General features: G+C 70.6%; 12 protein-coding genes. 4 read left to right on the forward strand and 8 right to left on the reverse strand.

Features of this window, described 5'->3' with window-relative positions; all coding sequences use genetic code 11:
- Positions 1–4: 4 nt before the first annotated feature.
- Entirely contained in the window at positions 5–2,383 is a 2,379-nt protein-coding gene (locus tag C503_RS40265) for a transglycosylase domain-containing protein (RefSeq protein WP_018684307.1), read from the reverse strand.
- Positions 2,384–3,228: 845 nt separating this feature from the next.
- Entirely contained in the window at positions 3,229–3,633 is a 405-nt protein-coding gene (locus C503_RS0121605) for a DUF5318 domain-containing protein (RefSeq protein ID WP_026316551.1), read from the reverse strand.
- A gap of 272 nt (positions 3,634–3,905) precedes the next feature.
- On the opposite strand from C503_RS0121605, the gene C503_RS0121610 reads away from it, so the two are divergent.
- From C503_RS0121610 to C503_RS0121625, 4 genes are all read left to right on the forward strand, one after another.
- Entirely contained in the window at positions 3,906–4,451 is a 546-nt protein-coding gene (locus tag C503_RS0121610) for a PadR family transcriptional regulator (protein ID WP_018684309.1), read from the forward strand.
- 79 nt (positions 4,452–4,530) lie between these two features.
- Positions 4,531–5,622, forward strand: coding sequence for an inositol-3-phosphate synthase (locus C503_RS0121615; protein ID WP_018684310.1), 1,092 nt, complete (start codon positions 4,531–4,533; stop codon positions 5,620–5,622).
- Positions 5,623–5,841: 219 nt separating this feature from the next.
- Positions 5,842–7,914, forward strand: coding sequence for a PhoX family protein (locus C503_RS0121620; RefSeq protein WP_018684311.1), 2,073 nt, complete (start codon positions 5,842–5,844; stop codon positions 7,912–7,914).
- A 57-nt stretch (positions 7,915–7,971) separates the two neighbouring features.
- On the forward strand, positions 7,972–8,655 hold the full coding sequence (locus C503_RS0121625) for an SDR family oxidoreductase (RefSeq protein ID WP_018684312.1): 684 nt from the start codon (positions 7,972–7,974) through the stop codon (positions 8,653–8,655).
- A gap of 7 nt (positions 8,656–8,662) precedes the next feature.
- On the opposite strand, the gene C503_RS40275 is transcribed toward C503_RS0121625, so the two are convergent.
- The 6 genes from C503_RS40275 to C503_RS0121655 all read right to left on the reverse strand — a co-directional run bounded on the left by C503_RS40275 (position 8,663) and on the right by C503_RS0121655 (position 14,392).
- A complete protein-coding gene (locus C503_RS40275) occupies positions 8,663–9,970 on the reverse strand; it encodes an amidohydrolase family protein (RefSeq protein ID WP_051114901.1) in 1,308 nt (435 codons plus the stop codon).
- 95 nt (positions 9,971–10,065) lie between these two features.
- Positions 10,066–11,118, reverse strand: a complete 1,053-nt coding sequence (locus tag C503_RS0121635; RefSeq protein ID WP_018684314.1) for a nitric oxide synthase oxygenase — start codon at positions 11,116–11,118, stop codon at positions 10,066–10,068.
- Positions 11,119–11,197: 79 nt separating this feature from the next.
- Positions 11,198–11,836, reverse strand: a complete 639-nt coding sequence (gene trmB, locus C503_RS0121640; protein WP_245572559.1) for a tRNA (guanosine(46)-N7)-methyltransferase TrmB — start codon at positions 11,834–11,836, stop codon at positions 11,198–11,200.
- Between the two features lie 160 nt (positions 11,837–11,996).
- Positions 11,997–12,554: a hypothetical protein gene (locus tag C503_RS0121645; RefSeq protein ID WP_018684316.1), complete on the reverse strand. Its 558-nt coding sequence runs from the start codon at positions 12,552–12,554 to the stop codon at positions 11,997–11,999.
- A 168-nt stretch (positions 12,555–12,722) separates the two neighbouring features.
- Positions 12,723–13,469, reverse strand: a complete 747-nt coding sequence (locus tag C503_RS0121650) for an ABC transporter permease (RefSeq protein ID WP_018684317.1) — start codon at positions 13,467–13,469, stop codon at positions 12,723–12,725.
- Complete coding sequence (locus C503_RS0121655; RefSeq protein WP_026316553.1) at positions 13,466–14,392, reverse strand: ABC transporter ATP-binding protein; 927 nt, start codon at positions 14,390–14,392, stop codon at positions 13,466–13,468. The genes C503_RS0121650 and C503_RS0121655 overlap by 4 nt, the downstream gene beginning before the upstream one ends.
- Positions 14,393–14,479: the final 87 nt, after the last annotated feature.

A 14,479-nucleotide genomic window follows, 5' to 3' on the forward strand; every position in this document is an offset into this window, starting at 1 on the left:
TCAGCTAACCGTTTTGTCCTGGTATCGGTATCACCGTGCCGCCGGTCGGTGGCGTCCTGGTCGTGGTGGTCGCACCACCGCCACCGCCGCCATGCTTGGTGGTGGTCGTGGTGGTGGTCTCGCCGTCCTCGGTGGTGGTCGTGGGAACGGTCGGCTGGTTCGCGGTGGTGGTCGTCGTCGCAGGCGCCTCGGCCGTGGTGGTCTTCGGCGCGACGGTCGTCGGCTTGGTCGTCTCGCCGATCGCCACGTACTTCCCGAAGTCCACCTTGGGCGCCTGGGCCAGGTAGCTGTTCATGAACTGCTGCCAGATGTGACCGGGCAGGCCGGAACCGTAGAACGTCCTGCCGGTCTTGTCCTTCAACGGCTCGCTGTCCTGGGTGGCCATGCCCACCGCAGCGGAGATCTGCGGGGTGTAGCCGACCATCCACGCCTTGCCGTTGTCCTTGGTCTCCACGCCCTCGCGGTTGACGTACTGGTGCGTACCGGTCTTGCCCGCGCAGTCCCGGCCGCCCGCGCACGGGATGCCGGAGGACTGCGGGATCGGGCGCAGCGACTCGGTGACGTTGCGGGCGATCTTCTGGTTGTGGTCCGGGTCGTTCTCGTCGAACGCCGGGGCCTCCTTGTACCGCTCCTCGGTGGCCGCCTCCCAGGCCGTGCCGCCGTTCGGAAACTCGATCTTGGCGACCAGGTGCGACGGGCGGCGGGTGCCGCCGTCGGCGAAGGTGGCGAACGCGGTGGCCATGTCCCGGACGGTGACCCGGGTGTCGCCACCGCCGATGGCGATGTTGAGGGTCTCCGCCTTGGACAGGTCCGAGGTGACGCCCGCGTCCCGGGCGGCCTGGGCGACCGCCTCCGGTTTCACGTCCGTCATCACCATGCGGGTGAACACGGTGTTCAGCGATTCCTTCATCGCCTGGGCCACCGGGCACTCCGCGCCGCAGCTGGTCTTCCCCGCGTTGGTGACGGTGATCGGCTTCTTCGAACCCGGGTTGATCGTGACCGGCCCGCTGTCGTACGTCTTGGTCAGGCCCTCGCCCTTGCGCAGCAGCCCGACCAGGTCGAACGGCTTGAACGACGAACCGGGTTGGATCGCGCTGCCCGCCCAGTCCGTGCCGTTCGGATCCGCGCCGCCGTAGTACGCGAGCACGCTGCCGGTGGCCGGGTCGACCGCGACCAGGCCGGGCCGCAGGTTGTCCGGCTGGCCCAGCATCACCTTGCTGACCGCTTCCTCGGCCAGCTGCTGGGCCCGCGGGTCGATGGTCGTGGTGATCTTGTAGCCGTTCTTCTTGATCCGGTCCTCGTCGTAGCCCAGGCTCTCCAGCTCGTTCTGCACCAGGATCGGGATCCGGGCCCGCGGCCCGGTCAGCGAGGCGGCCTTGGTCTTGTCGTTGGTGATCGGCTCCGGGAAGGTGGCCTCGGCCTTCTCCGCCGGGGTCATCCAGCCGTTGTCCACCATCCGGCCGGTCACGTACTTCCAGCGGCTCTGCTGGTAGCCGATGTCCTTGCCGCGGGACGGGGTCTGGATCATGCCCGCGAGCACCGCCGCCTGCGACTTGGTGATCTTGGTCAGGTCGGTCTCGCCGTAGTAGGCCTTGGCCGCCGCCGCGATGCCGTAGGCGCCGCGGCCGAAGTAGATCGTGTTCAGGTAGGCGGTGATGATGTCCTTCTTGTCGTAGGTCTTGGTCATCTTGTACGCCTTGACGACCTCCACCCACTTCCGGGTCAACGTCGGGTCGTCGTTGCCGGTGGCCTTCTTGATGTACTGCTGGCTGATCGTCGACCCGCCGCCGCCACCGCCGGTGACGTTGTTCCAGGCGGCACGCAGGATGCCGGTGATGTCGAAGCCGGAGTTCGTCTCGAACGTCTGGTCCTCGGCCGCGTACACCGCGTGCTTGATGGTGTCCGGGATCTCCTCCGGCTTGAGCATCACCCGGTTCGCCTCGGCGGTGCCGATCTTCGACATCTCCGAGCCGTCCGCGTACAGCAGCGTGACGACCTTGTCCTGGTCGCGCGCGATGTCCTGCGGGTTGTCCACGTCGACGAGCTGGTAGGTGATGAAGAAGGCCAGGATCGGGCCGATGATCATCAGCCCGGCCAGCACGTAGCAGGTCCGCCGGACCCGGCGCCAGATCTTCTTCCGGCGCTTCTTGCGCAGCTCTTCCTCGGTCGGCGCGTCGGCTTCCATCTCGGCCTCGTCTTGGTAGCCGTCGTCCAGGTCCGGCTCGGGCTCGCGGTGGGTCAGCAGCTGTGGTTCGGAGCGGGACTGACCCGGGTTCTTCGGCATGAACACGGTCGGCGCCTCGCCCGCGGCACCTGCGGCGCCCGCCACGCCCGCCGTCTTGAGCGCGACCGTGCGGTCGTCGCGCGGCGGGGTGACGGCCATCGTCGGGGCGTCGGGACCCGGACCACCAGGGCCACCAGGGCCGTTGGGTCCGCCGGGCCTACCGGGTCCGGGACCACCGGGACCGGGGCGGGCCGGACCGCCGGGTCCGCCGACCACGACTGTCGCGCCACCACCAGGTCCGCCCGGTCCGCCGGGGCCACGGCCACCCGGTCCGCCATTGCCATTGGGGCCACCCGGCCCACCAGGCCCGTTCGGTCCGCCCGGTCCCCCGGGTCCGCGGCCGCCGGGCGCGCCCGGTCCGCCGGGGCCCGCGGGGCCGTTCTGTCCGTTCTGCCCATTGGGGCCCGGCCTGCCGGGCACCGGGGCACCGCCCGGCCCGGTACCCGGACCGCCGGAGCCGTTGGGTCCGCCGGGTCCGTTGGAACCGCCAGGTCGACCGGGTCCGCCCGGTGCACCAGGTCCGCCGGACCCGGTGGGTCCACCAGGTCCACCAGGTCCACCAGGTGCCGGTGCGCCGGGGCGCCCGCCGGGCGCGCCGCCGCGGGCCGGACCGTCCACAGTGCCCGGTCCGGCCGCACCGGGGCGCGGTCCGGCTGGGCCGCCGGGTGCTGGCCTGCTCGCCTGCACCGTCTTGCCGTCCTCGTCCTCGTCCTCCCACAGCGGGTTCCAGAACCCGGTGCGCTCCTCCGGCGGTTGTTGGCCCGCACGCGGTTTGCCCGCGTCCGGGTCGTCACCGGTGGGCCACTCGGGCTCCGGCCGTCGACGTTGGTCACTGTGGTCGTTCACGAAAAAGCCTCCCAGACCGGCGCCCCGGGGCGGGGTGCCGTTCGGTGGTCATGCGCGGCAGTAGCGGCGCCCGGGTCGGGACCTGGGGCGCGGGCACCTCACTCTGCTGCCGTCCTCCTGCGGGTTTTGGGCGTGCGAACGCCCCCCGTACCCAGGACGTATGACTGCACCAGGTGGTTCCACGAACATGTCCGGCAGACCTCGACCGTATACACGGTGAACTCCGCGAACATCGTCGCCATCCGGGCCAGTTCCTCTGGGGTCCTGGCCGAGCCGGAGGCGTGCTTGAGCTCGTCGCCGTACACCCAGCTCACGTGGGTGAGGTGTTCCTTGCGGCAGACCGGGCAGGCCACCTCGGTGGGCAGGCCGTGGAACTTCGCGGCGCGCAGCAGGTACGGGTTGGCGTCGCACACCTCGTCGGTGCCGACGCGACCCGCGTGGACCTCCGCGAGCAGCGACCGGCGCTGCAACGCGTAGTCGACCATCTGCCGCTGCGTTCGCACGACGACAGCCTACGCGGAGCCGTTATCACGGGGGTGAGCCGATCGGCCGCGCCGACATGCTCGGCGGGGTGCATTCGTGACCTGGGGGTGCGCTGACCGGGGACAACGTGTGATCTTCCGGCACCGGGCGCCACCTGCGCGGTTCACGTGTCGATTGACACAGGCTCCCGAGTTGGCCACCCTGGCGATGTATCGGCACGATATAAGCAGCGAGTAGGTCGACTGACTAGCTCACACCACGTCGTGCCGCGAGAGTCAGAGGGGGTGTGCCCGTGCTGGAGTTCGCGATCCTCGGGCTGCTCCACGAGGCCCCGATGCACGGCTACGAGCTGCGCAAGCGCTTGCACGACCTGCTCGGGACCCTGCGGACGTTCTCCTACGGTTCCCTCTACCCGACGCTGCGGCGGCTGCTGCGGTCCGGGTGGATCGTCGAGGAGACACCGGAGCCGGAGACGCGGACGTGGGGCAGGCGCGGCAAGCGCGTGTACAAGCTCACCGCGGAGGGCAAGGAGCACTTCGCCGGGCTGCTGGTCGATACCGGCCCGCAGACCTGGGACGACGAGGGTTTCGGCGTCCACCTGGCCTTCTTCTCCCGGACCCCGGCCGAGGTCAGGATGCGCATCCTGGAGGGCAGGCGGCGCCGGGTCGAGGAGCGCCGGGAGGGCCTGCGCTCGTCGCTGGCCCGTGCGGGTGAGCAGATCGACCGGTACACGCGGGAGTTGCACCGGATGGGCCTGGAAGCAAGTGAGCGCGAAGTGCGTTGGTTGAACGAGTTGATCGCGCACGAGCAGAGCGAGCAGCGCGATCCAGGCGACTGACACGGGATTGACCGCCAGGGCAGGCCAGACGCCTGTGCCCCCGCGCGAGCGGGGCTGGAACACGAGAAGGAGAACCGGCATGGGCGAGAACCGCCACAGCGTGCGGGTGGCCATCGTCGGCGTCGGCAACTGCGCGGCGTCGCTTGTGCAGGGTGTGCACTACTACCGCGACGCGGATCCGACCACGCGCGTGCCCGGCCTGATGCACGTCCAGTTCGGCGACTACCACGTGCGCGACATCGAGTTCGTTGCCGCCTTCGACGTGGACGCCAAGAAGGTCGGCCGTGACCTGTCCGAGGCGATCGTGGCCAGCGAGAACAACACGATCAAGATCTGCGACGTGCCGCCGCTCGGCGTCACGGTGCAGCGCGGGCACACCTACGACGGGCTCGGCGAGTACTACCGGGAGATCATCACCGAATCGGACGAGCAGCCCGTCGACGTGGTCTCGGTGCTGCGCGAGGCCGAGGTCGACGTGCTGGTGTCGTACCTGCCGGTGGGCTCCGAGGACGCCGACCGGTTCTACGCGCAGTGCGCGATCGACGCGGGCGTGGCGTTCGTCAACGCGCTGCCGGTGTTCATCGCCTCCGACCCGGAGTGGGCGGCGAAGTTCACCGCGGCGGGCGTGCCGATCGTCGGCGACGACATCAAGTCCCAGGTCGGCGCGACCATCACGCACCGGGTGATGGCCAAGCTGTTCGAGGACCGCGGGGTGGAGCTGCAGCGCACCTACCAGCTCAACTTCGGCGGCAACATGGACTTCATGAACATGCTGGAGCGCAAGCGGCTGCAGTCCAAGAAGATCTCCAAGACGCAATCGGTGACCTCGCAGATCCCGCACGAGATGGCCAAGGCTGACGTGCACATCGGTCCGTCCGACCACGTGCCGTGGCTGGACGACCGCAAGTGGGCGTACGTGCGGCTGGAGGGCCGCTCGTTCGGCGACACCCCGCTGAACCTGGAGTACAAGCTGGAGGTCTGGGACTCGCCGAACTCGGCGGGCGTGATCATCGACGCGGTGCGCGCGGCGAAGATCGCCCTGGACCGGGGCATCGGCGGCCCGATCCTGTCGGCGTCGAGCTACTTCATGAAGTCCCCGCCCGAGCAGTACGCCGACGATGACGCCTTCGAGGCGGTCGAGGCGTTCATTCGCGGCGAGGTCGAGCGGTAGGCACTCCGTCAGGATTTCCACCGCGGGAGGCCGCCATCCGGGTCCGGATGGCGGCCTCCCGCGTTCCGGGGTGTCACGGGTCGGTCGCGCAGCGCGAGAAGCAGGCGGGATCCGGGGGAGTTTGCCCGCTGTTCACCGCGATGTCCGCTTCAACTGGTTTGTGCCTTCTAGGTTCACGCCGTTCCCACCTGACCACGATGCCCGAATCCCGGAGGCTCCGTGTCCCCCACCGACGGCCGGATCTCGCTGCCGCTGCTGCCGCCCAACCACCCGCTCGGCAGGTCCGCGGTGACCTGCCAGTACCGCTGCGCGAACGCGTGCAGCCATGAGGCGCCCAACCCCTCCGACAACGCCTACTTCGGCGATGTCGTCAGGTCGATCGTCAACCGCCGGGGCATGCTCAAGGCGGGTGCGGTGCTGGCTGTCACCGGCGCGGGGGTCGCAGGCCTGGCGGGCACCGCCGCGGCGCACGACCTCGGCCCGGACGGGCGCGGGCACGGCGGGTCGCGCGGGCCCAAGGGCCTGGACTTCAAGGCCGTGGCGCCCAACCGCGAGGACCGGATCGTCACGCCGGACGGCTACCACAACGCGGTCGTCATCCGCTGGGGCGACGCGGTGCTGCCCGGCGCGCCCGCGTTCGACTTCGACAAGCAGACCGCCGCGGCGCAGGCCAAGCAGTTCGGCTACAACAACGACTTCTGCGGCCTGGTCCCGCTCGGCCACGACGCGTACCTGATGGGCTCGAACCACGAGTACACGACCGAGTCGTTCATGTTCAAGGGCTACGCGGTGGCCAACCCCACCGAGGAGCAGGTCAGGATCGGCTGGGCGGCGCACGGCTTCTCCGTGGTGCGGGTCGAGCGCGAGCGGCGCAGCGGCAAGCTGGTGCCCCGGGTCGACCGCAAGTACAACCGCCGGATCACCGTGACCACGCCGTTCGAGTTCGTCGGGCCGGTCGCGGGCAGCAAGTTCCTGCGCACCAACGCCGACCCGTCCGGCCGCAAGGTGCTCGGCACGTTCGGCAACTGCGCGGGCGGCGTGACCCCGTGGGGCACGATCCTGTCCGGCGAGGAGAACTTCAACGGCTACTTCGCCAACGGTGAGAAGGTCACCGACGCGGCGGCCGTCCCGCGGATCGCCCGCTACGGCACCCCGAAGGGCGAGAGCGTCCGCAAGTGGGAGCGGTTCGACCCGCGCTTCGACCTGGCCAAGGACCCGAACGAGTTCAACCGGCACGGCTGGGTCGTGGAGATCGACCCGCTTGAGCCGACCTCCACCCCGGTGAAGCACACCGCGCTCGGCCGGTTCAAGCACGAGGGCGCCACCATCCAGGTCGCCCGCGACGGCCGCGTGGTCTGCTACATGGGCGACGACGAGCGCTTCGACTACATCTACAAGTTCGTCTCCAAGGACCGCTACCGGCCGGGCAACAGCCCGTCGACCCGCGCGCACAACAAGAAGCTGCTGACCGAGGGCACCCTCTACGTTGCCCAGTTCACCGGCGACAGCCCGGCCGCGGAGATCGACGGCACCGGCAAGCTGCCCGCCGACGGTCAGTTCGACGGCACCGGTAAGTGGATCAAGCTGGTGTCCGGGGACCGGTCGTTCGTCGAGGGCTTCACCGCCGAGGAGGTGTACGTCTTCACCCGGCTCGCCGCGGACAAGGTGGGCGCCACCAAGATGGACCGCCCCGAGGACGTGCAGCCCAACCCGGTCAACGGCCGGATCTACGCCGCGCTCACCAACAACACCGACCGCGGCAAGGTGGGCGCCAAGGAAGGCCCGACCGAGATCAACCCGCGCAACGGCAACAAGCACGGCCACGTGCTGGAGTGGGAGGAGAGCCGCGGTGACCACACCGCGACCACGTTCTCCTGGCGCCTGCTGCTGGTCTGCGGCGACCCGAACTCGGCCGACACCTACTTCGGCGGCTACGACAAGACCCAGGTCAGCCCGATCTCCTGCCCGGACAACGTGGCCTTCGACCGCTTCGGCAACCTGTGGATCGCCACCGACGGCAACGCGCTCGGCTCCAACGACGGCCTGTTCGCGGTGCCGGTCGACGGCCGCTACCGGGGCTACCTCAAGCAGTTCCTCACCGTGCCGGTCGGCGCGGAGACCTGCGGCCCGGTCGTCGAGGACGACTTCGTGCTGGTGTCCGTGCAGCACCCGGGTGAGTTGGACGGCGCCAGCGCGGACAACCCGCTCGCGCACTGGCCCGACGGTGGCACCGCCCAGCCGCGGCCCGCGGTCGCGGTGATCTGGAAGTCCGGCTGCCGCGTCGGCGAGTGACCTATGACCTACAGGGCCCGCGCATCCCACGGGGTGCGCGGGCCCTAGGTTGTTTTCATGCCCCTGGCTCTGATCACCGGCGCGTCCCGCGGCATCGGCGCGGCCACCGCCCGCACTCTCGCAGGCACCCACTCGCTCCTGCTGGGCGGCCGCGACCTGCCCGCGTTGCAGGCGTTGGCCGAGGAACTCCCGGACGCCCGACCGTGGCCGGTGGAGCTGACCGACCCGACCGCACTGGCCGCCGCCACCTCCGGTTTGTCCACTGTGGACGTCCTGGTGCATTCGGCAGGCGTGGCCAGGGTCGGCCCGCTGACCGCGGCGCCCGCCGATCTGTGGCGCGGCATCTACGAGATCAACGTGGTCGCCGTCGCCGAGCTGACCCGCCTGCTGCTCCCCGCCCTGCGCGCGGCCAAGGGGCACGTCGTCCTGGTCAACTCCGGCGCTGGCCGATCCGCGAACCCCGGCTGGGGACCGTACGCGGCCAGCAAGTTCGCCCTCCGCGCCTACGCCGACGTGCTGCGCGGCGAGGAGGAGTCCGCGGGCATCCGGGTCACCTCGGTGTATCCCGGCCGCACCGACACCGACATGCAACGCACCGTCCGCGCCGACGAGGGCGGCGAGTACCAGCCGGAGCGGTACCTGCGCCCGGAGTCGGTGGCCGAGGCCATCCGCGCGGCGATCGCCGCCACCCCCGACGCCCACCCCACGGAGCTGGACCTGCGCTCCCGCCCGGTCCGCTAGCGAGTCACTAGCCGACCAGCCTGCCGATCGCCGCGCGGGCCGCCCGCAGGGACTCGTCCCAGGGGACGCGGGTGGGTCGGGCGTCGGTGATCACCGGTTCGCCCGCCACCCAGACGTCGCGGACGGTCCGGGAGCCCGCCGCCCAGACGAGGTTGGACAGCAGGTGGTCGTCGGCGATGTCCAGGCCCGCGGCGAAGGCCGGGTCGTCCACGCCGATGTGCACCAGGTCGGCCCAGCGACCGGGCTCCAGGGCGCCGATGTCGTCCCGGGACAGGGCCGCGGCGCCGCCCCGGGTGGCCAGGAGCAGGAGGTCGGCGGCGCGCAGGATGGTCGAGTCCATTGTGGAGACTCGACCGAGGAGTCCGGCCAGGCGCATGTCCTCCCAGAGGTCCAGGTCGTCGTTGCTGGCCGGGCCGTCGGTGCCCAGGCCGAGCGCGACGCCCGCCGCGCGCAGGTCGCCGACGCGGGCGATACCGGAGGCCAGCTTGGTGTTGGAGCCCGGACAGTGGGCCACGCCCACCTCGCGGCGGGCGAAGAGGGCGATGTCCTCGTCGGAGAGGTGCACCGAGTGGGCGGCCAGCACCCGGCCGCCGAGCAGCCCTGCCTTTTCCAGGAGCGCGGGCACCGATCCGTGCTCGGCGCGCTGCGCCACGTCTTCCGGGAGGGACTCGGCCACGTGGATCTGGATCAGGGCGTTTCGCTCTCGGGCGGCCGCGCCGATCTCGGTCAACGCCTCGGGAGGCAGGGTGTAGGCCGAATGCGGGCCGTAGCCCAGTTCGATTCGCTCTCCCGGGCCGGATCGCAGGCCGTCCGCGTCGATCCAGGCGTTGGTTTCGGCGAGCTGTTTGCGCCAGTCCCAGCCGGGGGCGTCGATGATCGCCGGGGCCAGCACCACGCGGCTGCCGGTGGCAAGGGCGGCGCGAACCAGTTCTTCGCCGTGGAAGTACATCTCGGCGCTGGTGGTCACGCCCGCTCGAAGCATCTCCAGGGAGCCCAGGACCATGCCGGTGTGCACGTCCGATGGGTCGAGGCGGGCTTCCGCGGGCCAGATGACCTCGGTCAGCCAGCGCATCAGGGGGAGGTCGCCGCCCATGCCGCGCAGCAGCGTCATGGGGCTGTGGGCGTGGGTGTTGACCAGGCCCGGGATGAGAATGCCGGACAGCTCCCTGGTCGGTGCGTCCGTCGCCGGGGCGGTGCTTGTCGGTCCACAGTGGAGGATTCGGCCCGCTTCGTCGATATCGACGACGCCGTCTCGCACTACGGAGCATGCCGGATCGCAGGGCAGCACGATGGGAGCGTGCAGACGCAGACTCATGGCGAGATTCTGCCACGCTTCTTCCGGCTGCGGTTTGTGGGGCGTGCGGCGCGATTTCGTTGATTGCCGGATGGCTGTGTCTCTGGAAAGGCCTGCTAGCCAGGGATCGGGGCCTGGCGTAGGAAGGCCGGGTGGTGCGGGGTTTCGGTGGCGGGGGCATAGACATCTGCGGAGTGTTCGATGCTCACGCCTGCGGTGTCGAAGGAGTGCAGCACCGCGCGGTTGAGTTCCAGGGCTGCCCGGTCGCGCCAGAGGGTGCGTTCGTTGGTGGTGTCCAGGCCCAGTTCGGTGGCTACCGTGGTGGCCATCCCGTATGCCGCTTCCTCGCCCAGCACGTCTTCGCCGATTGCCCGGCAGATGTAGACGCCGTTGTAGGGGGCGGCCGGATAGTTGATGCCGCCAATATGCAGGCGCATGTTGCTGATCACCGGAACGGCGTGCCAGCGGAGGTCGAGGCGGGTGAACCAGTCGAACTCGGGGTGGGTCAGCTCGACTTCGCGGACCGCGTCCCTGGGGATGGGGAACAGGCGGACGCCGTCGTCGTCGGTTTCGATTACCAAGGGGAGCAGGTCGAATGGGCCGTGCGGGGTGGGTGGGAGCCAGCCAAGGCGGCAGACGCCGGTGGTGAACTCTATGTAGCGGCGGTCGCCGACGACGCCGCCGTTTTCCCGATAGCCCGCGTAGCGGACCAGTTGGTCGTTGCGGATTCGCGGGCCGAGGCGCCAGGGCGAGTCGGGGGCGAAGATGCTGACGACCGGGCGGACGGCGCCGTCGCCCGCCGCCATGCGGAGGTGGTGGACGCATTCGGCGGCCACGGCGGCCGCGTCGCGGACCTCCCGAAGATCCCGGACGAGCAGGCCGCGCCAAGGCACCGTGTCGGGGCACCAGCCGGTTTCGCGGAGGGCGACGCGGGCGCCGAAGGCGAGCTCGGCTGGGGTGTGCCGGTAGGTGCCGGTGGCCGCGATCTCGGCGCGGACCTTGGCCAGCCGGGTGTCCAGCGGACCTGCCTTGGGGCGCGCCTCGTGGAACATCCGCAGGAAGCGTTCCGCCATGGCGAACAGCGGGTTGGTCGCCGAGCGGTCCGGGGGTGCCGGGGCGCGGTCGGTGGCGCGGGTGATTCCGTGGATGTCATCGCGCAGGGCGGTCACATCACTGAATATCGGTACCCGCGGCGCGCGCCTCGACTACTCGGACGTGTGGTGCTCACCGAACCGTCGTCACCGACGGTCAGTTCTTCACTCGTTCGAAGATGAGATCCCTGCTGATCCGACCCTCGACCCGGGCGCGGGACTCGAACTTGGTCACCGGCCGCCACTCGGGGCGCGGGGCCCAGCCGTCGAACCTGTTGCGCAGCAAGGGCTCCGCGGACAGCACTTCCAGCATCTGCTCGGCGTAGTTCTCCCAGTCCGTCGCCAGGTGCAGGGTGCCGCCGGGGGCGAGGCGACTGGCCAGCAGGGACACGAACCCGGGCTGCACGAGCCGTCGCTTGTGGTGCTTCTTCTTCGGCCACGGGTCCGGGAAGAAGATCCGCACCCCGGACAGCGAGTCGGCGGCGATGTGCTGGGTGAGCAGGACGACCGCGTCACCGCGCAGCAGCCGGACGTTGTCCAGGCCCATCTCCTCGACGCGCAGCATCAGCTGGGCGAGGCCGGGTTCGTAGACCTCCACGGCCAGGTAGTTCAGCTCGGGCGCGGCCTGGGCCAGTCGGGCGGTGGTCTCCCCCATGCCCGAGCCGATCTCCAACAGCACCGGCGCGGCACGGTCGAACCAGGTATCCGTGTCCAGCGGGCCTGCGGGCAGCTCGGCGACCTGCCTGCCCCACCGCGGCCACGACCGTTCCCACGCCTTGCCCTGGCCGACGGTCATCCGTCCACCGCGGTGCACGAAACTCACGACGCCGCGCCTGCGCGGCTCGGTGGTGGTCTGGTCGGGCAGTCGGTCGGGCTGAGTCACCCGGACAGCGTGCCACCTGCCGGTGCGCACGCCTCAGCGCGCCCCGGGCCCGCCGGGGCGCGGACCACGCCGCTCACGGTCGCAGGGATTCCAACCGGGACAGATTGGCGCGCAGGTCGGGCAGGCCCGCCACGGCGATCGGCGCGGGGGCCGGGCCCGCGTGCACCGCCAGCACGTCGATCCAGCCGCTGTGCCGGTGGGTGTGCGCGAGGGTGGTCGGCATGCCCGGTTCCGTCAGGGCCCGCTCGGAGGGCATGTACTCCCAGTACCCCGCGTCGCCGTCGCTGGCCCACGGCACGAAGACCCAGCCGGGGCGGGCGTCGAGCAGCTTGGCGACCCGGTCCTCGACCGCGAAGCCCTCGCGCCGGGAGCCGAGCGTGCCCGCCGCGACCGCGTGCAGCCACCAGGGCGCGGACAACGTCGGCTGGGCGGCGGCGACGGCCCGGTACAGGGACAGCACCTGTGGTTCCGGTGCCCGGTGCACCCAGGTCCGGCGGCCCGCCGCCGGGGACTCGGGCGCCAGGCCGCTGGGTTGCTCCAGCGCCTCGGACCATTCCAGGCCGATCAGCGGCTCGACGTGCAGGCCACGCTGGATGGGCACGGCGTGCCGCTGGGTGTTGGCGTCAAGCACCGTCAAGGTCCACCTCCAAGGGTTCCGAGACGGGTCTGTGTGTCCATCTGACCCCGGGACGGGTGGGAAGTCCGTAACGTGTGTGGGGCCTCACACCTTCTTAACGTGGTCTTAATCCCAACCCTTGTTGTAAGAAAAGCCACGCCCCCGCGCCAGAGGCGGAAGTCCTCAGGCGTCGCGGCGAGTAGCCGAGAAGATCCCCGCGGTGAGCACGGCCAGCGCGATGACGGCGAAGTACAGCAGGTAGCCCCATGGGGTCAGCGGCAGGTCGACGACCTCCCTGGCGCCGTTGTCCCGGCCCACCCCGATGAACCGGTCGGCGGCGAAGAACGGCAGCCAGTGCTGGATGTCCTGGCCCACCTTGGGGATCAGCGTGACCAGGCTCTCCACCAGCAGCGAGTACACCAGCAGCAGCGCCACCGCGCCCGCGGTCTGCCGCACCAGGATGCCGACGCCGAGCGCGAGCAGCGCGGCGAGCGCGAACACCAGGGCCTGCCCGGCCACCGTGCGCCAGTCCTGCCCGGAGTCCAGTGCCAGGCCCGCGTTCGGCTTGATCAGCCGGAACATGGCCCAGCAGCCGAACCCGACGCAGGCGCCGATGACCCCGGTCAGCCCGGCCACCACGAGCGCCTTGGCCAGCAGCGCGGCCGACCGGTTGGGCACCGCCTGGAAGGTGCTGCGGATGGTGCCGAAGCGGTACTCGCTGGTCACCGCGAGCGCGGCCAGCACCAGCACGACCGACCGGCCGAGGCCCGCGGTCAGCTGGGTGGCGCCGATGTCGATCTCCAGGTCGCCGCCGGCCTGCGCGGCCAGCAGCGCGGTGAAGGCCACCGGCAACGCGATCGCCAGCAGTCCGCAGGCCCATGGCGAGCGGGTGCTGAACAGCTTGATGCGCTCGGCGCTCACCAGGCTCATGCGGACGAGGCCTCCTCGTGCGTGTGGTATTCGACGGCATCGCCGGTGAGCTGCATGAACGCCTGCTCCAGCGAGCCGACCTGGGGGTTGAGCTCGTGCAGCACGATCCCGTTCGCGGCGGCCAGCTCGCCGATCTCCGCACTGTCCATTCCGGACACCCGGAGTCCCGGCGGGGTGCCGGTGTCCGGGGCCACCGTGCCGCCGCCGATGCGCAGCAGCTCGGCCAGCGCGTCCAGCTGTGGGCTGCGCACCAGGACCGTGGTCTCGGTGGCGTGCGCGATGAAGTCCTCGACCGTGCCCTGGTAGATCAGCTTGCCGCGGCCGATGACTACCAGGTCCTGCGCGGTCTGCGCCATCTCGGAGAGCAGGTGGCTGGAGACGAAGACCGTGCGGCCGTTCTCCGCGAGCTGGTGCATGAACCGGCGGATCCACAGGATGCCCTCGGGGTCCAGACCGTTGACCGGTTCGTCGAACAGCAGCACCTGCGGGTCGCCCAGGAGCGCGGCGGCGATACCCAGCCGCTGGGACATGCCCAGCGAGAAACCGCCCGCGTTCTTCTTTGCCACCGAGGTGAGCCCGACCAGGTCGAGCACCTCGTCCACGCGCGAGGTCGGCAGCTTGTTCGAGGCGGCGAGCCAGCGCAGGTGCGCGCGGGCGGACCGGTTGGGGTGCACCCACTTGGCGTCCAGCAGCGCGCCGACGGTACGCAGCGGTTGGTGCAGGTTGCGGTAGTGCTTGCCGTCCAGCAGCACGTCACCGGAGGTCGGGCGGTCCAGGCCGAGGATCATTCGCATGGTGGTGGACTTCCCGGCGCCGTTCGGGCCAAGGAACCCGGTGACCCGGCCCTCGCCGACGGTGAAAGACAGGTTGTCGACCGCGACGGTGCGGCCATAGCGCTTCGTCAGACCGGACGCCTCGATCATGCGCCCGATGGTCGCACGCACCAGCCCACCGCGCTAACGGACAGCTAAAGGTCGAACGAGCGGAGCCCGGGTCGCCTCCCCGTAAGG

It is taken from the genome of Actinokineospora enzanensis DSM 44649, assembly GCF_000374445.1.
In the GTDB taxonomy this organism is placed as follows: Bacteria; Actinomycetota; Actinomycetes; order Mycobacteriales; family Pseudonocardiaceae; genus Actinokineospora; species Actinokineospora enzanensis.